The following is a 22,700-nucleotide window of genomic DNA, read 5'->3' on the forward strand; positions in this document are numbered from 1 at the left end:
CTAGAATATGCCAAGCTCGCCCATGGGGCCGCTATCCAGAAGTGTCTGGATTTCCTTTTGAGCCTTTTCGTCAGAAATCGATGTTACCGGTAAGGCCGGCAGGCCTACCTGTTCCCTCAGCTCTTTTGATGATTCGGAATAGACGGCATGCCCGGTGGCGTGCAGGTTCATCAGAGGAGTAAAGGCTGAGGTGGAAATGGCCAGTTCATTTGCCTGCATTCTGCGGAAGGCAAAAACGATGTCGAACGGTCTGGCATCCCGGGGGCAAATCTCCGTGCAGCGGTTGCAGGCCTGGCAGGCCCAGCTCGAAGGATCTTCTATTATTTCCTCGTAGTGGCCTGTCTGCAGTTTCCTGAAGAGAAGCCGTCCGTACAATGGAAATCCTGCTTTGGCAACCGGACATACGGATGCACAGGCATTGCACTGGATACATTTGGTTATACCTGCGCCACCATTGTCGATGACCGCCTGAATAACTTCTTCCTGATTCATTTTACTTAGATTTAAAGCTGCCATGGTTACCTCCTATGCTGTTAATGCCGCTATCTGCGCCATGATCTGATTTTCAGAATATCCATGGAGTACAATGGCAGTCGAAGGACAGGCGGTGGTACATACACCGCAACCTTTACACTGGGTCATCTCTATGCGCGCACGCGGGTGGCTGCCGTTTTCGGCTACCATGCTGATGGCACCGTAGGGGCAGAGCGGTTCGCAAATACCGCAGCCGCTGCACTTCACACGGTCAATTTCAGATATTGTCGGGTCTATCTTGACTCTGCCCTGGGCCAGCGGAACGGCGGCAGCCGCGGCAGCACCTTTGGCCTGAGCCACGGTATCCGGAATATCCTTTGGTCCCTGGCAGCAGCCGGCAAGAAAAATACCCTCAACCGCGGTTTCCACCGGTTTCAGCTTGGGATGGAGCTCCTTGAAAAATCCTGAACCATCCAGGGTGAGGCTCATTTTCTGAGCCAGCGGTTTGATGTCATCCTGCAATTCTATGGCTGTCGCCATAACCACCATGTCGGCTTCTATTTCAATGTTTTGAGCGAGATCACCGTCATAGCCCATCACTTTGAGCTTGTCTCCAGGCAGCATGTCGATACCGCCGACCCTGCCGCGGATTATACGGATACCCATGTCGACAGCAGAGGTGTAATATTCATCGAAATCCTTACCCGGTGTACGCACATCCATGAAGTGCATGTAGATGTTAAGATCCGGGTATTTTTCCTTGAGCAGTTTGGCCTGTTTGATCATATACATGCAGCATACTCTGGAGCAGTAGGTGTGATGGTTGTGATCACGCGAACCGATGCAGGAGAGGAAGGATATGGTTTTGGGCTTCTCGTGGTCGCTGGGTCTGAGAAACTTGCCACCGGTCGGGCCGGTTGCGGAGATCAGTCTTTCCAGCTGCAGAGCGGTGAGCACGTTGGGGGAGTCGGGAGCGAGGTTGTGGAAATTTTCCTTTTCCATAACCTTATAGCCGGTGGCCACTACAATGGCGCCTACTTTGACATCAAGGATTTCTCCGTTGGGATCGGCTGGCCTGCTTCTGTCTATAGCTCCAGCGGGACAGGCCCTCTCGCAGGGTGCGAGGATAGGCTTGCCGGTCTTTTTACTGATCCTGGTCTCGCTGCCGATCTTCCGGCCACCGCAGTTGATGCAGGCGTTCATGTCGACCACCGCCTTTTTCGGTACGGCCTGGGGAAAATGAATATATGCTGCACTTCTGTTGTCGAGGCCGGCATTGTATTCATTTGGAGTACGAACCGGGCAGGCATCGGCGCAGTCGCCGCAACCGGTGCATTTGGCCCAGTCGACATAGGCCTGCTTCCTTCTGATTTTAACATCGAAATTACCGATATATCCTTCAACTGAATCTATCTCGGAATAGGTAAGGAGTTCAATATTCGGATGTGTTCCCGCATCGACCATAACCGGAGTGAGGATACAGGCAGAGCAGTCGTTGGTTGGGAAGGTTTTGTCAAGTTGGGCCATGACGCCGCCGATAGATGGATCTTTTTCAACCAGATACACTTTATTGCCCATGTTGGCGAGATCGAGAGCTGCAAATATTCCTGCAACTCCTCCGCCGATCACCAGCGCAGCCTTGGTAACATCGACGTATTTATCTTCCAGCGGCATGAGATTCCTGGCCTTGGCAATGGCGCTGTCCACAATTTTCCTGGCTTTTGCCGTGGCGCCTTCCTTGTCGTGGGCATGTACCCAGCTGTCCTGATCCCGGATGTTAGCCATTTCAAAGAAAAACTTATTCAGTCCCTCTCCCTCCAGAACTTTACGAAAAATGGGCTCATGTGTGCGGGGTGTGCAGGCGGCAACAACTACCTTGTCGACCAAACCGTCTCGAATATCCCGGCGTATAATTTCCTGACCCGGATCTGAACACATAAACAGGTTTTCTCTGGATACGGTCACATCGGGCAGAGTTTCCGCATGCTTGCGGACAGCTTCGACATCGATGACACCACCGATATTCGAGCCGCAATGACAGACATACACTCCAACTTTTGCCATGTTCTCCTCCGTTCTCTTTCGGGCATTTCAAGGAATACCCATTATCAAATGACTACCTAAATATTCAATCAACATGTAATTGTTCAAACTATTCATGTTGGGCATCTATATTTAAAACAGGATCTTTGTCAAATAGGAAAATATGATGACACTTATCGGAGAAAATTAATTCAATACATACTATAAGAAGAGCTGTTTAGCGGTATAAGCTGAACTAATATGCATTAACTATGGAATAAGATAATATAAAAATAAAGAAATAGCCTAAGGAGCTTCGAGGAAATTCTTGTTGTTTGTATATGTTTATTTGCTGCCCGGCTAGAGGAAAAATATTTTCTCAAATTGTGCGTCCAGCTATAAGCACAATACGCACAATACTACACAGTGGTGTTGTGCGGTTTCCGGATTTATCTTTCCAGCCAAACTTGGTGGGATTAGTGAGACGCCGGTAAAAAATGGTCAGGCTCGGTTGTGGATACCCGGCAAAGAGACCAGCTGATATCGAAAAAATACCGCACAACGGTTTCGTGGAATGGAGCAATTTATCAAGTACTCGAAATCTGCAGGCATCTAAGGTAGAATAAGAGAATTAAGAGGGGATCGGTGTGCATTCGCGCAATTCTATATGAACCAAAGGAGAAAGGAATGACGACAATGACAGCAAAGGTAATCGGCTTTATCGGTACAGGGGTGATGGGGAAAAGCATGGTCTCGCATTTGCTGAACAGCGGATATGCCGTTAATATCTATACCAGAACCAGGGAAAAAGCCGAAGATCTGCTACAGCAGGGAGCCGTCTGGTGTGAATGTGCTCAGCTAGCCGCAAAATCAGATATCATTGTAACCATGGTCGGCTATCCACACGATGTGGAGGAGGTATATTTTGGGGAAAGCGGGCTGATAAAAAACTGTAAAAAAGGAAGCGTCCTCATCGATATGACGACCAGCAGCCCCAAACTTGCCGTCCGTATCTACGCCGAGGCTGGGGAGCTTGGGATCGATGCCCTGGACGCTCCGGTATCCGGCGGCGATATCGGTGCCCGGCAGGCAACGCTTTCAATAATGGTTGGTGGTGAGAAAAAGGTTTTTGACGATGTGCTGCCTCTCTTTCAAGTTATGGGGAAGAACATAGTCTATCAGGGCAAGGCCGGCAGCGGTCAGCACTGTAAAATGGCCAACCAGATCGCCATAGCCTCCACCATGATGGGTGTTTGCGAATCTATACGATATGCCGAAAAGGCCGGGCTTGATCCGCAGACGGTTCTGCAGTCCATAGAAGCGGGCGCCGCCGGCAGTTGGTCTCTCTCTAATCTGGCCCCCCGCATGATTTCAGGAGACTTTGAGCCCGGTTTTTTTGTCAAACATTTTATCAAGGATATGGGGATAGCGCTGGAGTCTGCTGAGAATATAGGACTGACCGCGCACGGATTGACTCTGGCCAGGTCTCTTTATGAGAAACTGGCTCAGGAAGGCGGCGAAAATATGGGGACGCAGGCTCTATATACCTTGTATAAATAAAAAAATTACTGTCGTGATGGTACATGGAAACACATGTGAGTTTTTCGTTTATAAACACTCTGTTTGAAAAAGCCGAAAGAGCCGGCAGAAGCTTTCTTTTTGAATATGAAGTCTATGATCTGATTCAAAACGCCGGCTCGGAAACCCCTCCGGCCTATAGATTTTTGCCGAAAAACGAGCGGTTGAAGAAAGAGGATCTCGACTCGGTCCCCGGGGAAAAGGCAGTCGTTAAAATTGTCTCCCCCTTGATTCTGCATAAGAGCGATGTTGGCGGAGTGCAGATCGTCAACAAGACGTTGGAGGACATTCTCTCGGCTCTTCGACGTATGTACTCCGACATACCTGGGACTTTTGCGGAGATGGTGCGTCTGGGAAAACTCGATCTTGCCGAAGGGCTGCAGGAAAACACGGGAGAAGAGCTTAAGCGGCACATCTCAGACTCCATCGAGGGAGTTATCATCTGTCAGTATATGGTTCCGGACTCGCGGGAGTTTGGTAACGAGCTACTGGTCAGTCTGCGGCGTACCCGAGAGTTCGGCATGATTCTCAGTGCCGGTCTTGGAGGGACGGATACCGAGCTGTATGCCAAAAGATTCAGGAAAGGACAGGCGGTAGTTGCCGCCTCCACCGAAATGGTGAGCGGAGAAGATTTCTTCAACCTTTTTCGGAGTACAATTTCCTACAGGAAACTAGCTGGCTTGACCCGGGGCGGAAAACGTATCGTCACCGACGAACAGCTGCTGGAATGCTTCGCCGCGTTAATCGAGTTGGGCTGCTTCTTTTCCCCACTGAATCCGGGAGCGCCATATGTCATTGATGAGCTCGAAATCAATCCCTTTGCCTTTTCAAATTACCTGATGCTTCCACTCGATGGATTGTGTCGCTTCTCAAGGCCGCCCAAAGGGAAACATGCCGGGCGTCCCTCGGCCAATATTGATAAATTGCTTCATCCCGGCTCGATAGCCATTGTCGGGGCTTCCGCAAAAGGAATGAATATCGGCAGAATAATACTGGAAAATATACTGAAAATGGGGTTTCCCAGAGAAGATCTTTTCCTTGTTCATCCTTCATTCCAGCATTTGGACGGTGTAAGGACGGTGACGGAACTGTTATCAATTCCGAAGAAAGTCGACCTCCTGATTCTTGCCGTGAACAGTTCGGCAATTCCAGAACTGCTGGAACAGGTGGTGGAGCATGGCCGTGCTCACAGCGTGGTGCTGGTTCCCGGTGGCTTCGGTGAAGATGATGCGTCCGCCAATGATAAAAGGGATGAGCTGCTGGCGCGAATTGAGCAGATGCGCCGGGAAAAAAGCGGCGGTCCGGTAATTCTGGGAGGCAACAGCCTGGGAATCCTTTCTCATCCCGGCGGATATGACGGTATTTTTATTCCCGAGTCAAAGCTGCCGAAAAGCAGAGGAAGATACCTGCGAAAAAGCGCATTGGTCAGCCAGAGCGGCGCCTATATGATAACCCGCATGAGTAAGCTCTCCTTTCTTGATCCGGCCTATGCGGTTTCCATCGGTAATCAGATCGATTTGACGGCTGCTGACTTTCTCAGATTTTTCAATAAAAAAGAAGAACTTGAAACCATAGCCTTTTATGTTGAAGGTTTTGCTGATCTGGATGGCCTTGCCTTTTCTCAGGCGGTAAGGGAATCTATTGCAGCCGGCAAGGAAATCATTTTTTACAAGGCCGGGCGTACCGCCGAGGGGAAAACAGCGATGACCGGACATACTGCCTCCATTGCCGGGGACTATATGGTATGCGAGTCATGCATCAGCCAGGCGGGTGCCTTTGTTGCCGAAACCTTTTCCGATTTCGAGGGGTTGCTGCGACTGTCGCGGGCGCTGCATGGCAGGGAGATAAACGGAAACAGGCTCGCGGCGGTCAGCAATGCCGGTTATGAGGCGGTAGGTATTGCCGATAATATTCTCGGAGAAGATTACTCTCTGGAAATGGTGCAGTTCCAGGAGAATACCGTAAAAAAAATGGATATGCTGATTAATAATGCCGGACTGCAGCAGCTGGTCACCATTGCCAATCCGATGGATGTGACACCCATGGCCACCGAGGATGTCTATACAGGAATTATCAAGAGCCTGCTCGATGATGCCAATATCGATCTTGTGGTAATCGCCATTGTTCCTCTCACGCCGATATTACATACGCTGCCGGATGAGCATATTGCCGATGACGGGGCATCACACGGCAAAGGTCTTGTTGCCGGAATAGCCGCTCTCAACGCTCAAACCGTCAAGCCGTTGGTTATGGTTGTCGACAGCGGTCCTCTATATGATCATATCGCCAATGGTCTGGAAGAGAGCGGCTTGGCGGTATTCCGGTCGGCGGATCAGGCAGTTCGGGTCTTGGGAAAATATGTGCAGACAAGGCTCTTCATACAACACAAAGCATAAATTTCTAAGGAGCCAGGCTGGTGCTGAAAAGTCAAAGAAGAGTGGTGGCTGATTCATCATCGTTGATTCTGCTGCAGAAATCCCTGCTTTTTCATACCTTTTTGAGAAGTTATTCCGTCATTATCGCCGGATCCGTTTATGAAGAACTGAACGTTCCGCAAAAAAAAGGAGCAGGAGAGTTGGTCGGCCTCCTCCACGATGTGGTGAAAAACCCATTAGCGAAACACAGGTTGGCCGGAATGGGTGCCGGCGAGAGTTGTTCCATCCATCTCTACAACGAGGGCTATGGCGACTTTATGCTGCTTGATGACAGAAAGGCGGCAAACTATTGCAAGGCCGGGAATATTCCCTTTGCCAACAGTCTGCTTCTGCCAAGGATTCTATATGGTGCGGCGATTATTGATGAGGGGCGATGCCGTCTGGTCACAAACAATCTGATCGAGGATGGGTATTATTCAGAAAGGATTATTGCCATGGCCGGTGATATGCCTGCAGAAAGGCTGAAAGATTTTTTCCCATAATGGCTTGTAGTAGAGGCCTGCTATACCAGCTACATACTGTCCTTTGATTGAATAAAATCCCTAAATTTATTTATCAGCCCCTTTTCCACCTGCGGGCATGAATCTACAAATTTCATAAAATCAATCATTCTGTCGATCACCTGGGGTGGAGCGGAATGCTCTATCTTACAGGCGCCGTCTTCGGCTATATCCTGCTCGATTGTCAAAATTCTGGTAAAGAAATTTTTCAGGGTGTTGTGACGAAAAATCACATCCTCGGCAACCTCCTTGCCCAGTGGAGTCATGGTAATGACCTCATAGGGAGCGTAGTTGATCAACCCTTTGCTTGATAAGGCCCTCAGGGCCTCGGTTACTGAGGCGCGACTGACGGACAGCTCTTCGGCAATATTTTTTGCCCGAGCCACCTGTTTTTCTTCAACTATATGGTAGATGGTCTCGATGTAATCTTCAAGGCTCGCACTTAATTGCATGGTATTGCTCCGCCGGAAGGAAGCCGGCCGGGATTAATAATATATTGACATAACTCCTGTTGCTGTCAGGATAGTACGAAGTTATTTGAGAAAGCGCAACTCTTACGGGAATATTTTTTTGCCGTCATTTATGGTCTTTTATGGTAATTTTTTGTAAGTTTGTTGACATAAAGAAACCATAATATACATTGCCGACTGGCTGCACGGAGGGAAAATGGAAGCATTGCCGCAATATAAGTTCATCACCACCAAAGAGGTGGCCGATCTCCTGAAAGTTAATGAAAAGATGGTTTATGCCCTGGTCAGTGATAAGGGACTGCCGGCAACTAAGATTACCGGCAAGTGGCTTTTTCCCAGAAGACTTGTCGAGGAGTGGCTTGAGCTTAATATGATTAACGGGCCGGTGCAGGCAGCCGTGATGTCGTCCGAGACGGGACGCCTGTTGCTGGCCGGGAGTGATGATCCACTTTTTCAGCAGACCCTCACTCTGTTTCATAGAAAATTTTCCGAGACGGTGGCGTTTTTCGCCAATGTCGGCAGTATGGGCGGTCTGAAGAGTTTACGACGAGGGCTCTGTCATATCGGGGTATGTCATCTTCTTCAGGACGATAATCAGGAATATAACTTTGACTTCGCCGAGCAGGAACTGGAGAGAACACCGGTATTTATCAATTTCAGCAGGCGGGAGCAGGGCCTGCTGGTGCAGCGCGGCAATCCAAAAAACATTCAGAATGTTGCTGATCTTGGCCGGAATGACATAATCATGGTCAATCGCCCCCTGGGTACGGGTACCCGACTTCTTCTCGATTATGAAATTGCCGGATCCGATATCAGCGCCGCACAGATTAAGGGATATACCAGAGAGGTTTCCCGCCACATCGATGCGGGCCTGGAAGTTCTCAGTGGTCGTTGCGATGCCGCCCCCGCTATTCGCGCCGTGGCCGGTATGCTTGATCTTGATTTTATCTCTTTGCGCTGGGAGCGTTTTGACCTGCTGGTCAGTCGCGAGCGCTTTTTTGAACGGGGGATCCAGAATTTCTTAGGGATTCTCCAGGAGAAGAGATTTATGGAATTGGCCGGTGGATATCTAGGATACGATATATCACAGAGCGGAAAGATGATCTTTCCCGACAATCTCAAAAGGAATGAACCATGAAAAAAATGATTTTGCTGTATATTGCTGTTTCGGTGCTGCTTATCGGTAGCGCTTCGGCAGAAGAGAAGGTGCTGACAATGTCGACCACAACAAGTACTCAATCTTCCGGATTGCTGGATATCCTGCTTCCCGCCTTTAAAAAAGACACTGGGATAGAGGTAAAGGTCATCGCCAAAGGAACCGGCGCGGCAATCCGGGATGGTATGGATGGCAATGTCGATGTTATCTTTGTTCATGCCAAAGCCCGGGAAGAGAAATTTGTCGAAGAGGGGTATGGTACTAAAAGGTATGCGGTGATGCACAATGATTTCGTAGTCATCGGACCGCCTGCCGATCCCGCCGCCTTAAAGGGAATGGAGAATATCTCCGAGGCCCTGGAAAAAATAGCAACGGCCAATGCCCTGTTCATATCGCGTGGTGATGACAGCGGGACCCATACAAAGGAACAAAGTCTCTGGAAGTTGACTGATTTGCAGCTTATCGAGAAGACTCAGATTCTCGTCAAAAATGGTCAAAAGAAAGAAATTTCATTTATTGTTCCGGCAGAGGCTGATAAATGGTATATTTCCGTCGGTCAGGGAATGGGTAAAACCTTAACATTTGCCGACGAGAAACAGGCATATACTCTGACAGACAGGGGAACATTCATAAAGTATAAATATGGCAAAACTCCGCCGATTGATCTTGTGGTTATCGTTGAAGGGCAGGAGGCGCTGGCTAATCCGTATGGTGTTATTCCCGTCAATCCCGAGAAACACCCTCATGTGAAATTTGATGAGGCCCAAAAGTTCGCGAACTGGCTAATATCGCCAAAGGGCCAAAAGCTTATCAATGAATATCGTCTTGTCGGTAAACAGTTGTTTTATCCTGATGCAATCAGTTCGGAAGAATTGCAGTAGTGCGATGCTTTGCTGCAGAATGCCTGGTGCTTCTGCAGCAAAACAACGATGTCAGCCATACCGGGGTATCATGGAGAGCATATGCTGTTAGACAGTCTGCATTCGGCTTTCCTGCTGATGATCTCGCTGGACAGTGAACTTCTGGAGATAGTGGGAGTTTCACTTACCGTCAGTTTTTTTGCAACGCTGTTTTCCTCTCTTCTGGGTTTGCCCTGCGGTTTCTTGGTGGCTTTTAAGACGTTTCCGGGAAAGCGCCTGGTTATTACCATCCTCAACACCCTTCTCGCTCTTCCCACCGTCGTGATCGGACTTGTTGTCTATTCGATTATTTCCAGGCGAGGCATCCTGGGGCCCCTGGAATTGCTCTACACCCAAAAAGCCATTATTATAGGTCAGGTGATTCTCATCACTCCGGTGATTGCGACCCTGACCATTGCGGCAATCAGCCGAATCGACAGACGCTACAGGACCACGGCTCTGACCCTTGGAGCGAATGAATTGCAGATGGCCCGGGTAATTTTTAAAGAGGCGCGCTATGGCATCATCGCCGCACTGATTGCCGCTTTCGGAAGGGTCATTGCCGAAGTCGGAATCTCGATGATGCTGGGTGGTAACGCCAAGGGATTTACCCGAACGATGACCACGGCGATGGCGCTTGAATACGATAAGGGAGAATTTGTCCTGGCCGTTGCCCTCGGTATTATCCTGATGACCTTTGCCTTTATCATAAATATGCTGTTCCATTTTTTCCAGGGCAGGACGGCAAACGATGCTTTATAAGATCCGCAGTCTCAGGAAGATTCACGGAAATTCCATCATTCTCGATATCGATGCCCTGGATATCGCGGCCGGCAAGGTATATACACTTATTGGTCCAAACGGCGCCGGGAAAACCACCCTGCTGAATATCCTCGCCTTTTTGGAGAACCCGACAGAGGGGAAAATCACCTTCAGAGATGCGGCAGTGCAGTTCAACGAGCGAAAACTGCACCAACTCCGGCAAAAGGTGTCTCTGATGGATCAATATCCTATTCTTTTCACCGGTACGGTCCGTAATAATATTGAGTTCGGCCTGAAAATCCGCAAGATTCCAGCAAAAAAGCGGGCCGTTATGGTCAAGGAGGTCCTGGAAATGGTGGGGATGTCGGCCTTTATTGACGCCGATGCCCACAAACTCTCGGGTGGCGAAACCAAACGTGTCGCTTTGGCTCGTGCTCTGGCTATAGAGCCTGAGGTAATGCTCTGTGATGAACCAACTGCCAATGTCGACAGCGAAAATCAGGAGATAATCCTCAGCATCCTGGAGAGATGCAATCGGGAAAAGAAGGTCTCTCTCATCTTTGCCACCCATTATCTTTCCCAGGCGGGTCGTCTGGCCGACCATACGATCATTTTACAGAACGGCAGGCTGTCGGCAATGAATCGGGAGAATGTATTTCGCGCTGAGTTTGTCGAAAGGTCCGGGAAGGTGAGGAGGTATTTGATCGGAGGTGCAAACAAACTCTATGCAGATGGTGCAGTCGGCTTTCCCGAGAAGTCGTGTATGGTCAATATTGATCCAAGGAAAATCTCTCTGCTGACTGATAATCACGATTTAGACCTTGCCAATATCTGGCAGGGCAGGGTTACCAAAAGCGCCAGAGTGAATAATGATATCATGATTACCGTCGATTGCGGTGTCAGCCTTGAGGTGCTGCAGAGCCTTGATGAATATTTACAGTGTCCTGTTCATGTAGATCAAATGGTCGGTCTGAAAATTCCGGTGGAGCCGCTCATGTTTCATGAATAGAACAATCTGGTTACCCCTGAAACTCAGCATTTTCTGGCCCAGGCCGGGACTGCTCTTTTCATCGGGACGCCATAAACCCGTCCATGGGGGCTTCGCTGCAGCCGTCCAGGCTGCAGAGACCCGTGAAAACAGCAGCACCGACCTTGAGCTGAGGATTAGGGATAATCAAATCAGGTAGAACAATAAAGTTTATTGACAATAAAAATCATTCCTATTAAATTTCAACTCAGATTTAGATCGGAGGTGTACTTGACTCCGCGGATTAAATTATGAGATCATCTCTATTATCGCCAACGTTGTTGGAGTACTGTATTCAGAATCAGGTTCCGAATGCTGGTTAATCTTTCAGGGACGGTGGTGAATAATTTTAACCACATCAAGGAGGTAGCGATGCAGAAATGGGAATGTCCTTGCGGCTATATTTATGATCCGGAGGAAGGCGATCATGAAAATGGGGTAGAGCCGGGTACACCGTGGGAAAAGGTGCCGGAAGACTGGGTCTGTCCAAAATGCGGCGCCGCTAAAGAGGAGTTCTGGGAAGCGGATTAAATCGTATTCTGCTTACAGGGGGATTGGATGAACGAGGGCGTCTGGAATTTCAGGCGCCCTTTTTTTTGCTTCATTCCAATTTCCTCACTTTGTCAATTTTTTAAAAGTCATCGAAGTTACCGGGGCGAACCCTGGGAAAAAATCGACATACAGATCTACATCGATGTAGATTGGGCTTTTTAGCCGATCCTCTTTCACTGGCTTCCATTGTTGATTGCCTATTTCGTTCTTACCCTAAAAATAGGAGGTTGAGTAGCATTTCATGGCGTGATGCTAAAGAGCCGGAGCCTGTATACGTTCATCATCATACTCCGGTAAAGTGAAAAGAGGATGAAATATGTATCTTGCCGGATTACGGGACAAAGGCCATCTAAGATATGAGCTCAGACAATCCTATTACGATCAGAGCCGCAACCGCTATCTCTATCGTCTGGTGTTTGATCTAGGCGATGATCCCGCTGTATTCATCCACTATGTCACTGACAGAATTCACTATTTTGATGAATCGCTCGAGAGTGCGGTGGCGCAGGTGTATGAGGGCGATCCAACCGTTGTACTCGAGGAGTTGCTCTGGAATTTTCTGTCTGCTGAGGCACGTCGGCTTGTCAGGGAATTTGGCAGGAAGTCAGAGGGCAGGCTGTCGCCGTTGAGTTCGGCCGAACAGGAGGAGGTGCAACGGTATATTCATATTTTTGATCGGAGGCGGCTTTTCTTCATTCGATACGGAGCGGTGGACCAGAGCAGGGTCTATCGTCTCAATGAAAAGATTTATCGACCGTTGCTCTTTAAATGCAGGGATGAAAAGGAATACTATTTTAAGCAGATGGAGCTGTCTCTGCCTTCGAGGGATTTGAAAAAATACATCTTCGTGATCTTCAACCTGCAACAGGAATTTTCTGAGAATTATTCGGTCTTCATGCCGGAAGCACTTGACTCTGAAAGGATGGAGGAAGCGTTTGTGGCGGAATTGTGCCGACTCAATGAAGACTCTAGTTTCTGGCAGGAAGATGGCGATCGCCGTTTTCTGCACCCCCATCTTGAGGATTATCTCATCCGCTTTTTTGATTATGATTTCGAACGTCCGTCTTTCGCTCGTGACTTTTATGAAAGCTTTCGGGCTTCGCACCGCAGCTTCAGATGGCCCCAGCGGGAGAAAACTCTGTCCGAAGAGGAAACGACGGCTGTATTCGGCCGTGGAATTGATGACCTTAAAAAGATGAACAAGATGGAGTTGGCAAAACTGTTCAGGGCAAAGGCGAAGAAACATCATCCGGACAGAGGCGGAGAAGCGGAAAAGTTTATCCAGCTTCTCCGGACCTACGAGATCCTCAAAAAATCACTCAAGAGCTGATCTCCGCTTTTTTCTGGCCTGTCTTTCAAAAAAATTCTCCAAGTGCGAAAAACAGAAAAGATTAAGCTAAAAATGGCTATCTGCCGCCATTTAGATTACTATATGCCGGCAGGTGAAGGAATCGATTTGGATTGCATATCACCTTCTTCTCCGTCAATTTTATTATTGAGTCGGATGGATGCCATTACCAAGGGAATAGAGCGACGTTTTAGTGAAGAAAGGGTGAGTGCTGACTACTCCTGTCGGAAAAAGTCAGGGGTGTGCCCGGATAACCTTCTAAAAAGATAAGATATCATTCTCAGAGATTATTTAAAAAATATAGTGTGGTGAATAAGTTGTACTGATTTTAGGGTAATTACTGTTTTCAGTGGGTTTTAGTCTTGATCATGACAAAAAGTTATACAGTCAGAACATATAGAGGAATAGATGGGAAGGTCAATTGAAATATACGATACAACGCTGAGGGATGGCACCCAGTCTGAGGATTTCAACCTGTCGGTGGATGACAAGGTGAGGATAACACTGGCCCTGGATGATCTGGGAATTGATTTCGTCGAGGGAGGCTGGCCGGGTTCGAACCCGGTTTCGGTGGATTACTTCAATAAAATGAAGGACATTTCCCTGAAGTATGCACAGCTGGCAGCCTTTGGCTCAACCAGGCATTTCCGTAAGAAGGTGGAGGAGGATGCCAATGTTCAGGCCCTGCTTGCTGCCGGCACTCCGGTGGTAACCATTTTTGGAAAAAGCTGGGATATACATGTTCATGATGCTCTCAACATCGGGTTGGAGGATAACCTCCTCATTATCGAAGATACCCTCTCGTATCTAAGGAGTCGGGTCAGGCATCTCTTCTATGATGCCGAGCATTTTTTCGACGGATTCAAGAATAACCGGGAATATGCCCTGGCCACTCTGGCCAGTGCGGTGAAGGGAGGGGCTGACACACTGGTGCTCTGCGATACCAATGGCGGAACCCTGCCGCATGAGCTGCAGCCGATAATCGAGGAAGTCAGGAATTTTCTCGGATCAATCGACTCCAAGGTGAAGCTCGGCATCCACTCGCACAACGATTCCGAGACGGCTGTGGCCAATGCTTTGCTGGCGCTTACTCTTGGCGTGGATCATGTTCAGGGCACCATCAATGGCTATGGCGAGCGCTGCGGTAATGCCAATCTGACCTCCATCATTCCCGCCGTGACCTTCAAGATGGGGTTGGAGTGCGAGGTCCGCAAAAATATCGACAGTCTCTATGCTGTATCCCGTCTGGTTGATGAACTGGCCAATCTGCAGCACAACCGCTTCCAGGCTTACGTCGGTGAATCGGCATTCGCCCATAAGGGAGGGATCCATGTTAGTGCGGTTGAGCGAAATCCACTGACTTATGAGCACATTGAACCAAATAAGGTTGGTAATATCAGGAGGATACTGATCTCTGACCAGTCGGGCCGTTCTAATATTCTCCATAAGGCGGAAAAGTGGGGGCTGAAAATTGATGCCAACGATCCTGTCCTCAGCTCGATTATCGAGGAGTTAAAGGAGCTTGAGAATCTTGGTTACCAATATGAGGGCGCCGAGGCAAGTTTTGAATTGCTGATGCACAAGTACCTGGGAGTGCAGCGAAAATACTACGAATTCAAGGGCTTTCGGGTGATGAGCAATAAATACCGCATGGACAAACCGCCGCTGACCGAAGCTACCATCCGCTTATCCGTAGGGGGCGATGAGGTTCATACCGCCGCCATGGGTGAGGGTCCGGTCAACGCTCTCGATCAAGCCATCAGAAAAGCTCTTATTCCCGTCTATCCCTGCCTGGAAGAGATGGAGCTTTCCGACTATAAGGTGAGGGTGCTCACCGGCGAGAAGGGCACGGAAGCCAAGGTGCGGGTTCTCATAGAAAGTACCGATAAACAGTCGAGCTGGGGGACTGTGGGAGTTTCCATCAATATCATCGAAGCCAGCTGGCAGGCTATGGTCGACAGCATAAATTATAAGCTGATGAAGGAATATAAGAACAGGTAGCTTAAATATGACACCTGCATCAGGAACGGCGTCGCGGTTCCGTTCAATGCCAATAGAACCTGTCAGAGCCGAAGCAATCACATCATGTGCTCACTCCGCAGCTTTGTTCATGCCATGTTTTTTAATGTTTTGCCGGCAGTAAGAACTTGTGCGTAAACCGCAGATAAAGCAGCCATAAATGCTGCGTGGACATCAGCTGCTTTTATGGTTCTATTTTTGAATATTAAATCCCTCGTTGCACAGGCATCTTCAACGACAATGCAATTAAAACCATAATCAAAGGCGGCGCGACTAGTGGCGTCAACACACATGTGACTCATAGCTCCGCAAATGACAACGGTATCTTTCCCCGTTTTTCTCAACTGTTCTAAAAGTCCTGTTTCGCGAAAGCTGTTCGGGTAGTTTTTCTTCACTATCTTTTCATCTTTTACAGGAGATACTGTTTCATTTATCTCCGCGCCGGTTGTATCCGGCAGAAAGAAAACAGCACCCGGACGAGTTGATATATGTTGGATATGGATTATCGGCCAATTCCTGCTTCGAAACTTCCTCAATATCTGCTGGGCATTTTCCGCAGCCTGCTGAATATTGACAAGCTCCATACTGCCACCAGGAAAATAGTCATTCTGAAGGTCGATCATAACCAGACATGCGTCCATTCTTTTTCTCCTATTCAGACGAAACAAGGGGGAGCATAAGATACGCCGGTTGCATGATCCGGTATATCTTATTCTTCAGAAATCAGATGAGGATTCCAAATGATTTCAAAGTAGATCTTTATCGAGATCCTAAAAAAAACCGGCCTGAACACCCCAGAAAGTATCATAAGCCTCTTTACACAATTGTAGAGCCAGCACCGCGGATTGGTCAATCATGGTGGATCGGAATGATAGCCGTAGGTTTTTCATTTCGGTTCCGTCGTCGCGGTGTATTGACCGGCAAGTCCTTGTTGTAGTGGGAGTGGGTTCGGACGTCAATGACTTTTCATAAAATAAGCCTTCGCCTGGGTCCTGCTCCAGCGAGCGTTCTTCCCTTCACCCTTTCCAGTCCATTCCCAACGGACGGGATCTGGCAATCAGCCAGATGCCGAAATTTTCTTTAACCGGCATGTCCCTGGCAGGATTTATGGCCAATTCTTCTCTATCGGTTTGCAGGGCAAAGGTCAAGAAATCATACTTCTCCTTAAGGTAGTTGTGTAAATCCCAATAAAGCCATTCCCGATCCAGTTGCGGCACCACTATATAATATATTTCTTCATCCTTATCATTGGTCAGTAAGGTCTGCAGTGGAATGTGGGTTTTATCCTGAATGGCCTGAACCAGCATTTCCGCAGTCATCTGTACAATAATCTCGAACTTTCCGGGGACACTTGAAAAGGTTTCAACTGCGTCGCTTGAAATACATCGCACCGTTACCTCACAATCTTCACTCTTCAGCTTCATAACATTGACTAAAGCGAAAAGACTTTCTTCGTCTCTGCCTGTATGAATAACGACTCTTTGAGCCTTGTCAATACTGGCGCGCTGAAGTGTAGGTTTAGTGTCCGGTTTGCCCTTTATGAAAATCACATTGTCTGTGTCGGGCATTGGATGCCGGTCAAGATCTGCGGCCAGTACGATATCAATATCTTTAAAGGTATCGTCTTGCTTAATCTGCTCGATAAGAAAAGAGGTTTCCGCCGTTGCGCCCACTATCGTGATATGACCGCTGCCGGTATATTCTATTTGACCTGTCATTTTTCTCCCTTTCCGTTCAAAAATAATAGAAGCAAGATAGGTAATAAAAGCGGCGCTTACGCCGACACCCAAGAAAATAGGGAGGATAACGGCAACCACTCTTCCTGCTGTAGATATCGGATATAAATCTCCATACCCCACGGTTGTACTGGTCACAACGGCCCACCACACAGCATCGGTGAAGGAAGTAAGTGCCGATTCTGCCGGTTCAGCCAGCATTACCAGAAGACTGGAAGTCAGTAAAAGGAGTACGTAAATGATAGCAAGCGAAGTCCCCTGCCTTTTCAGCGCTACCTTAAAAACCCTTCTGAGAAAAAAAATCAACTCAACGCTCCTGCTTGAGTAATTAAATCATAATAATTCAGTAAAAGCTGCCACGAAGTTTCCAGCACCAAACCTATCGTTTTCGGATGGCTTTTTCCAGCTTTTTCGGGAGGGCGCGGATATTTGGACAGTGGATTTATAATTTTTTTGGTAAGCGTAAGAGTCCGATATCAAATATGATTGCGTCGTAAAAAATCCGATCTCCAATCTCATTCGTTCGGCTGAATCCGGTGCATAATCGTAGATAAGTTCATTTACCGGTTTCGGTATCTGCAGTATGGCGATGTGTTTCAGTTTCTTGTTTCACAATAGACATTCTCTCACCGGCATCGAAATAATGCTTACGCACAACTTTTTCCAGTCTCTCTGCGTCTCCTTTTTTCAGGGCTTCAACTATCTGTTTATGCCGCAGATAGACCTCAGTTGGAGTGAAAAGCTGGATCCAATATTTGAAAAGCAGAAATTTCGAAAGTCCCTGGCATGCTCTTCGACAAAATTCTTTAAGTAATTCGTTGTCAATACGTGAAAAAAGGATCACATGAAACTGATCATCTAGGGTTGCGATGGTATCGAGGGGTTTATTGTTTTCAGCTATATTCCGCATTTGTTCGACGATTGCTTCTAAACGCCGACAATCCCGATCTGTATAAAGATGAATGGCTTGAGCAACGGCAGCACCTTCTAAGACTCCACCTGAAAAATAACTGTTTTGTATCTGTTCTGAATTTAATTCAGTTATGAATTTGCCTTTTTGAGGTTTCCAGACAATCAACCCTTCCTGGATGAGAATCTGGAGCGCTTCCCGAACAGGAGCGCGACTGATTGTCAGCTTATTTGCTATGGTCAGCTCTTTTACTTTGTCACCAGGTTTATATGTGCCGTTTAAAATACACTCTTTGACATAGGTTACAACACGATCAGTGTAAGTGTGCTTTTCGAAATCCAAGATAATACTCCTCGATACATGGCACCGAACGCCAAAGGATTTACAACGATTTTTGATCAGGACATGTTTTCCAGTTTATTTCTTATATAACTTTCTAGCTGCTTTGCAAGTGTTGTTAATTGCAATCTAAAACAAAAAGCAAAGCCTCCTAAATTAGGAGGCTTTGCAGGATGCTAGATTAAGAACTTTTCCATGAGAGAAAAGGTGGTGAATTTATCCCAATTCGTCAATAATACGCCCGTCTTTGTCTATGTGAACGCCATCCGCTTGTTCCATTTTATCGAGAGGTGTGGTTGCTACCTCACGATCTAGTTCACCGACTAAAGAGGCAACTACGACACCAGCGGAGTTATCACCGAAGATATTGGTTGTTGTGCGGAACATATCCAAAATACGATCAACACCGGCTACAATTGCAATCCCTTCAAGAGGCAGGCCAACCGATTGGAGTACCATGGTCAGCATTATTAATCCACCTCCAGGAATGCTCGCAGTTCCAACCGAGGCTAGCACTGCCGTTGCTACAATTGTTCCCTGCTGGGTGAATGACAGATCAATTCCATAAGCGTTGGCAACAAACATAGCTGCAACAGCTTGATACAGAGCTGTTCCATCCATATTTATGGTAAGCGCCATGGGCAGTGTAAACCCTGAGACTTTTGGTGAGACACCCAATTGTTTTTGTGCTCGCATAGAAAACGGAAAAGCGGCGGCAGCACTACAGGTAGACAAACCTACCAACGCTGGTTCCATCGTCTTTTTCAGGAAAGCAAAAGGAGAAATGCGAGCGACAGTTGCTACAAGGATAGAATAAGAGACAAAAATATGTGCAAGGCTGGCAACGAGGGCAACCAGAATGAGTTCCCCCATTGGCATCAGTATATCTAGCCCAAATTTTCCGGTTGTCCACGCAATAAGAGCGAAGACACCATAAGGAGCAAAGCTAATGACGATATCAGAAACTTTGAACATTACTTCCGCGAGACTCTTGAAAAAATCAGCAATGGGTTTACCCTTATCGCCGGTCATGGAGAGTCCTGCGCCAAAAAGCAATGAGAAGATTATGATCTGCAGAACATTGCCTTCTGCAAGAGCTTCCATAGGGTTCATTGGAAACATGCTGACTATCATCTGTGCTGGTCCAACAGAATCGGGAGCTGTGAAAGTTTTAATTTCACCAAGGGAAAGTCCTGTTCCAGGTTGAAAGATATTTGCAATGAGTAATCCTATGCAAACAGCCAAGGTGGTTGTCGCCATGAAATAAATTAGGGTGCTGATTCCTGTTTTACCCAAATTTTTAATATTGCCAGTACTGACAACACCAGTAATGAGAGTTGCAAGAATCAGGGGAACAACTATTAAACGGAGACAACGAATAAAGATATCACCGATAGGCTTTAAGTACTCAGCTTTTTCTCCAAGAATCAGACCGGCTATTATTCCAAGAACTAAGCCAATCAGAATTTTATGATACAGTTTCATCGTAATTTCCCTCCATTAAAATGATGTAGGTTTGACAGGAGTCATAACCTTCTTAAACAAGATTATATAAAAAAGGCACCGAAACAAGGGTAACGGTGCCATGGAATTAATTATTGAAACGTATCAAGATACGCATAGAGAGCCGGTGAGCCTCCAGTATGGAGAAAAAGGACATTGGCGCCTGGTGGAAAATGATCATTTCTTACAAGATCAATAAGGCCAGCCATTGCTTTTCCTGAATAGACAGGGTCAAGTAGAATGGACTCCGTCTGGGCAAGAAGTTTTACCGCTTCGATCATAGAATCCGTTGGTATTGAATAACCGGGTCCAACATATTGGTCGAAACATGTGATTTCTTCTTTTGGAAGCTCACCACGCATATCCACTAGTGAAGCTGTTTCCTCTGCTAATTTATAGACAATACCTTCTTGTACATCCTTAGGGCGACTAACATTGACCCCTGATACCGGGATACCGGCGTTTGTTCCACACATACCGACAACAGTACCCGCGTGTGTTCCTGCACTACCACTTGGAACGACCATATGGTCTATATGCAGGCCGGAATTGAAAAGTTGCTGTACTATCTCTTGCGCACAGGCTACATAGCCCATTGCTCCTATAGCGTTTGAAGCTCCTCCCGGAATTATATACGGCTTTTTCCCTTCAGCTTTTAAGCCTGCAGCAACTTTCTCCATCTCGCCCATCATATCTGAGCCACCCGGAACAACCCTAGTGCTTGTAACTCCCATGATATTGAACAAGAAGTTATTACCAGAACCATCCGCTTTATAGCTTCCTTTCACCCGTTCTTCGAGAACCAAATGGCAATCCATCCCTTCCTTAACTGCCCAGGAAAGGGTAAGGCGACAATGGTTAGATTGCACAGCACCACAGGTAATGATCGTATCAGCACCTTTCTCAAGTGCATCTGCAATACAAAAATCGAGTTTTCTTGTTTTGTTTCCCCCAGCACAGCCTGGAAGTAAGTCATCTCGCTTGATGTAGATATTTACTTTATTTCCGAGAGCTTTAGAAAAAGCAGGTAAGGATTCAATAGGCGTTGGTTCTTGAACGTAGTGTCTTCTTGGAAATTTTGTGAGATCCATTTTTATACCTCTATTGTTAAGATTTATGTATGGATATGATCGCTTCGATCTCGATACCCGCTCCTAAAGGAAGTGCGGCAACCTGGAAAGCACTTCGAGCAGGAAAAGGACTTTTGAAATACTCAGCGTATATAGAGTTTACTTCCTGAAAATCTGAGATATTCTGCAGATAGACTGTGGTTTTAACCACATCATCTAAAGTGCCACCTGCGCCTGAAACCACTGCACGGAGATTTTTCAAGGCTTGATGTGTTTGACCTGTAATTGATCCTTCTGTAATTTTTCCCGTTGCTGGATTAATAGGTAACTGTCCGGATGTAAAAACCAAATCACCAATCATAATTGCCTGTGAATATGGGCCTATTGCACTTGGTGCGTCACTAGTTTCGATAGCTTTCTTTTCTTGCTGCATGTTGTTCACCTAAAAAAATTGATGGCTATATATGCCCAGATCTGGTTCCCAAAAAATGTCGAATGTCGACACTTTGATTATCGAAAAACTTACTTTATTATTTTTCCGTGTCAATAAAAAAATCTAACTCATCGAAAATTGATCAGGTATTCCTGAATATGAAGGAACCTTATTCACGATAGGAATTAGCTATATTTTACATTAATTCAAATGATTGGGAGTAGTAGGCTTTCGAGAGGGAATTTTTTTTTGTTAGACATATACTAGATCCTCTATTTTACCTTCAGCACAACTTCTATGCTTTTTTAAAAAGAAATATGGGGGAACTATTGCAAGGGGACGACGATGACTGTCTTCTTCTCTGTCTGTTGAACTGAGCGGCGTGCCTTCATCACCGTTTTAACCAATGGCATCGGACCGTCGTCAGCAACAAAAGTTATCCTGTTGCAGTTAATTCATGCAGTTGTTTTTTTCTGCCGCCGGCTGGCTTGTTTCGGAAGAAGATTCGTGTGATAATCAAAAGAGGGTAACGTGAAATCTCCAATATCACGGTTACCTGTGGCTGTTTGATTTTGGAACGCGTGATTCGGGTAGCCGCAAAGTTAAATATGTCGTGGATTCGTTATGATCTTGCTCAAAACCTTCGGCATCCTGTTGCTGGTCTATGGAGTTCTTGTCCTGATGGCGGCCGGCTGTCAATGGAAGATGATCTATTTCCCGAGTCATGGTTCTGAAAAGCGCCTCCTTGAAGAGGCACAGGCCAAAGGGATGGAACCATGGCGCAACGGGAACGGCGATCTGATCGGCTGGAAATCCCCGTTGCCCCAAAGCAAAGACGATATCAACTCAATCGTGGTTTTTCATGGAAATGCCGGTTACGCCTTGCACCGTGACTATTTCGTCGAAGGATTTTCCGCTGTGAAGGGATCGGCTCCATGGATCGTTTATATCTTTGAATATCCGGGGTATGGTGCCAGACCGGGGCGACCATCAGAGAAGAATTTCAAGGCAGCCGCTGAAGAAGCTGTAACGGATCTTTTCAGTGATAAAGACCGACTGTATCTGGTGGGAGAATCTATCGGCACCGGGGTGGCCAGCCATCTGGCGCAACGGTTTCCCGAACGCATCGATGGTCTTCTGCTGATTACCCCGTTTACCAGCCTGGCTGATGTAGGCAAAAAGCACTACCCCATCCTGCCCATCGAAACGTTGCTGCGGGAGCGCTACGATAATCTCACGGCTCTGAAAGATTACAGTGGACCGGTAGCTGTTCTCATTGCCGGCGCAGATGAGATTATCCCGGTCTCTCTTGGCCGCAGATTATATGATGCCTATTCCGGCCCAAAAGCCATCTGGATCCAGGAGGGTCGAGGGCATAATTCCCTTAACTACGACCCGGAGGCATCCTGGTGGAAGGAGGTGATCAACTTCCTGCAAAACCCGGACAAGGGAGAGTAGATCGTGCCA

The 22,700-nt window shown here is 47.3% G+C and carries 21 protein-coding genes; 12 read left to right on the forward strand and 9 right to left on the reverse strand.

Annotation, left to right across the window (positions count from 1 at the left end; all coding sequences use genetic code 11):
• Both JWG88_RS11595 and JWG88_RS11600 read right to left on the reverse strand, forming a co-directional pair.
• The gene (locus JWG88_RS11595; protein ID WP_240194411.1) at positions 1-516 is read right to left on the reverse strand and encodes a 4Fe-4S dicluster domain-containing protein; all 516 of its coding nucleotides are present in this window, start codon (positions 514-516) and stop codon (positions 1-3) included.
• Between the two features lie 9 nt (positions 517-525).
• On the reverse strand, positions 526-2,538 hold the full coding sequence (locus JWG88_RS11600) for a CoB--CoM heterodisulfide reductase iron-sulfur subunit A family protein (protein ID WP_205233921.1): 2,013 nt from the start codon (positions 2,536-2,538) through the stop codon (positions 526-528).
• Positions 2,539-3,156: 618 nt separating this feature from the next.
• Between JWG88_RS11600 and JWG88_RS22070 the strand changes: the two genes are divergently transcribed.
• From JWG88_RS22070 to JWG88_RS11615, 3 genes are read left to right on the forward strand one after another with little or no spacing between them, the layout of a single operon-like run.
• On the forward strand, positions 3,157-4,056 hold the full coding sequence (locus JWG88_RS22070) for an NAD(P)-dependent oxidoreductase (protein ID WP_353740678.1): 900 nt from the start codon (positions 3,157-3,159) through the stop codon (positions 4,054-4,056).
• Between the two features lie 35 nt (positions 4,057-4,091).
• Positions 4,092-6,470 carry an acetate--CoA ligase family protein gene (locus tag JWG88_RS11610; RefSeq protein WP_337833123.1) on the forward strand — a complete coding sequence of 793 codons (2,379 nt, stop codon included), beginning with the start codon at positions 4,092-4,094 and terminating at the stop codon, positions 6,468-6,470.
• Positions 6,471-6,490: 20 nt separating this feature from the next.
• A complete protein-coding gene (locus tag JWG88_RS11615; RefSeq protein ID WP_205233924.1) occupies positions 6,491-6,991 on the forward strand; it encodes a PIN domain-containing protein in 501 nt (166 codons plus the stop codon).
• 29 nt (positions 6,992-7,020) lie between these two features.
• Here the strand turns inward: JWG88_RS11615 and JWG88_RS11620 are convergent, their stop codons facing one another.
• Positions 7,021-7,461, reverse strand: a complete 441-nt coding sequence (locus tag JWG88_RS11620; RefSeq protein ID WP_205233925.1) for a metal-dependent transcriptional regulator — start codon at positions 7,459-7,461, stop codon at positions 7,021-7,023.
• Between the two features lie 214 nt (positions 7,462-7,675).
• On the opposite strand from JWG88_RS11620, the gene JWG88_RS11625 reads away from it, so the two are divergent.
• The 8 genes from JWG88_RS11625 to cimA all read left to right on the forward strand — a co-directional run bounded on the left by JWG88_RS11625 (position 7,676) and on the right by cimA (position 15,224).
• Positions 7,676-8,617, forward strand: coding sequence for a substrate-binding domain-containing protein (locus JWG88_RS11625; RefSeq protein ID WP_205233926.1), 942 nt, complete (start codon positions 7,676-7,678; stop codon positions 8,615-8,617).
• Positions 8,614-9,516: an ABC transporter substrate-binding protein gene (locus tag JWG88_RS11630; RefSeq protein WP_205233927.1), complete on the forward strand. Its 903-nt coding sequence runs from the start codon at positions 8,614-8,616 to the stop codon at positions 9,514-9,516. The genes JWG88_RS11625 and JWG88_RS11630 overlap by 4 nt, the downstream gene beginning before the upstream one ends.
• Positions 9,517-9,597: 81 nt before the next feature.
• Positions 9,598-10,296, forward strand: a complete 699-nt coding sequence (locus JWG88_RS11635; RefSeq protein ID WP_205233928.1) for an ABC transporter permease — start codon at positions 9,598-9,600, stop codon at positions 10,294-10,296.
• Positions 10,286-11,305, forward strand: coding sequence for an energy-coupling factor ABC transporter ATP-binding protein (locus JWG88_RS11640; protein ID WP_205233929.1), 1,020 nt, complete (start codon positions 10,286-10,288; stop codon positions 11,303-11,305). The genes JWG88_RS11635 and JWG88_RS11640 overlap by 11 nt, the downstream gene beginning before the upstream one ends.
• The gene (locus JWG88_RS11645) at positions 11,298-11,483 is read left to right on the forward strand and encodes a hypothetical protein (protein WP_205233930.1); all 186 of its coding nucleotides are present in this window, start codon (positions 11,298-11,300) and stop codon (positions 11,481-11,483) included. Before JWG88_RS11640 ends, JWG88_RS11645 begins: the two co-directional genes overlap by 8 nt.
• Positions 11,484-11,695: 212 nt before the next feature.
• Positions 11,696-11,854: a rubredoxin gene (locus tag JWG88_RS11650; protein ID WP_205233931.1), complete on the forward strand. Its 159-nt coding sequence runs from the start codon at positions 11,696-11,698 to the stop codon at positions 11,852-11,854.
• Between the two features lie 337 nt (positions 11,855-12,191).
• Complete coding sequence (locus JWG88_RS11655; RefSeq protein WP_205233932.1) at positions 12,192-13,205, forward strand: hypothetical protein; 1,014 nt, start codon at positions 12,192-12,194, stop codon at positions 13,203-13,205.
• A gap of 426 nt (positions 13,206-13,631) precedes the next feature.
• Positions 13,632-15,224 carry a citramalate synthase gene (gene cimA / locus JWG88_RS11660; protein WP_205233933.1) on the forward strand — a complete coding sequence of 531 codons (1,593 nt, stop codon included), beginning with the start codon at positions 13,632-13,634 and terminating at the stop codon, positions 15,222-15,224.
• A gap of 107 nt (positions 15,225-15,331) precedes the next feature.
• Here cimA and JWG88_RS11665 read toward each other — a convergent pair whose 3' ends face one another.
• The 6 genes from JWG88_RS11665 to JWG88_RS11690 all read right to left on the reverse strand — a co-directional run bounded on the left by JWG88_RS11665 (position 15,332) and on the right by JWG88_RS11690 (position 21,233).
• Positions 15,332-15,883: a cysteine hydrolase family protein gene (locus tag JWG88_RS11665; RefSeq protein WP_205233934.1), complete on the reverse strand. Its 552-nt coding sequence runs from the start codon at positions 15,881-15,883 to the stop codon at positions 15,332-15,334.
• 375 nt (positions 15,884-16,258) lie between these two features.
• Positions 16,259-17,284, reverse strand: a complete 1,026-nt coding sequence (locus tag JWG88_RS11670) for a potassium channel family protein (protein ID WP_205233936.1) — start codon at positions 17,282-17,284, stop codon at positions 16,259-16,261.
• Positions 17,285-17,534: 250 nt separating this feature from the next.
• A complete protein-coding gene (locus JWG88_RS11675; protein ID WP_240194412.1) occupies positions 17,535-18,230 on the reverse strand; it encodes a GntR family transcriptional regulator in 696 nt (231 codons plus the stop codon).
• 213 nt (positions 18,231-18,443) lie between these two features.
• Positions 18,444-19,712 carry a dicarboxylate/amino acid:cation symporter gene (locus JWG88_RS11680; RefSeq protein WP_205233938.1) on the reverse strand — a complete coding sequence of 423 codons (1,269 nt, stop codon included), beginning with the start codon at positions 19,710-19,712 and terminating at the stop codon, positions 18,444-18,446.
• A 110-nt stretch (positions 19,713-19,822) separates the two neighbouring features.
• The gene (cuyA, locus tag JWG88_RS11685) at positions 19,823-20,821 is read right to left on the reverse strand and encodes a D-cysteate sulfo-lyase (RefSeq protein ID WP_205233940.1); all 999 of its coding nucleotides are present in this window, start codon (positions 20,819-20,821) and stop codon (positions 19,823-19,825) included.
• 16 nt (positions 20,822-20,837) lie between these two features.
• Positions 20,838-21,233 (reverse strand): RidA family protein, encoded by a 396-nt coding sequence (locus JWG88_RS11690; RefSeq protein WP_205233942.1) that lies wholly within the window; start codon positions 21,231-21,233, stop codon positions 20,838-20,840.
• A gap of 624 nt (positions 21,234-21,857) precedes the next feature.
• Here JWG88_RS11690 and JWG88_RS11695 point away from each other — a divergent pair.
• Positions 21,858-22,691, forward strand: coding sequence for an alpha/beta hydrolase (locus JWG88_RS11695; RefSeq protein ID WP_205233944.1), 834 nt, complete (start codon positions 21,858-21,860; stop codon positions 22,689-22,691).
• Positions 22,692-22,700 lie beyond the last annotated feature (9 nt).

Origin of the sequence: Desulfopila inferna (assembly GCF_016919005.1) — a bacterium.
In the GTDB taxonomy this organism is placed as follows: domain Bacteria; phylum Desulfobacterota; class Desulfobulbia; order Desulfobulbales; family Desulfocapsaceae; genus Desulfopila_A; species Desulfopila_A inferna.

Coding starts and splice junctions, on each gene's coding strand:
- JWG88_RS11595 (WP_240194411.1), bottom strand. CDS start 516: ATGGCAGCTTTAAATCTAAGTAAAATGAATCAGGAAGAAGTTATTCAG.
- JWG88_RS11600 (WP_205233921.1), bottom strand. CDS start 2,538: ATGGCAAAAGTTGGAGTGTATGTCTGTCATTGCGGCTCGAATATCGGT.
- JWG88_RS11620 (WP_205233925.1), bottom strand. CDS start 7,461: ATGCAATTAAGTGCGAGCCTTGAAGATTACATCGAGACCATCTACCAT.
- JWG88_RS11625 (WP_205233926.1), top strand. CDS start 7,676: ATGGAAGCATTGCCGCAATATAAGTTCATCACCACCAAAGAGGTGGCC.
- JWG88_RS11630 (WP_205233927.1), top strand. CDS start 8,614: ATGAAAAAAATGATTTTGCTGTATATTGCTGTTTCGGTGCTGCTTATC.
- JWG88_RS11635 (WP_205233928.1), top strand. CDS start 9,598: ATGCTGTTAGACAGTCTGCATTCGGCTTTCCTGCTGATGATCTCGCTG.
- JWG88_RS11640 (WP_205233929.1), top strand. CDS start 10,286: ATGCTTTATAAGATCCGCAGTCTCAGGAAGATTCACGGAAATTCCATC.
- JWG88_RS11645 (WP_205233930.1), top strand. CDS start 11,298: ATGAATAGAACAATCTGGTTACCCCTGAAACTCAGCATTTTCTGGCCC.
- JWG88_RS11650 (WP_205233931.1), top strand. CDS start 11,696: ATGCAGAAATGGGAATGTCCTTGCGGCTATATTTATGATCCGGAGGAA.
- JWG88_RS11655 (WP_205233932.1), top strand. CDS start 12,192: ATGTATCTTGCCGGATTACGGGACAAAGGCCATCTAAGATATGAGCTC.
- cimA (WP_205233933.1), top strand. CDS start 13,632: ATGGGAAGGTCAATTGAAATATACGATACAACGCTGAGGGATGGCACC.
- JWG88_RS11665 (WP_205233934.1), bottom strand. CDS start 15,883: ATGGACGCATGTCTGGTTATGATCGACCTTCAGAATGACTATTTTCCT.
- JWG88_RS11680 (WP_205233938.1), bottom strand. CDS start 19,712: ATGAAACTGTATCATAAAATTCTGATTGGCTTAGTTCTTGGAATAATA.
- cuyA (WP_205233940.1), bottom strand. CDS start 20,821: ATGGATCTCACAAAATTTCCAAGAAGACACTACGTTCAAGAACCAACG.
- JWG88_RS11690 (WP_205233942.1), bottom strand. CDS start 21,233: ATGCAGCAAGAAAAGAAAGCTATCGAAACTAGTGACGCACCAAGTGCA.
- JWG88_RS11695 (WP_205233944.1), top strand. CDS start 21,858: ATGATCTTGCTCAAAACCTTCGGCATCCTGTTGCTGGTCTATGGAGTT.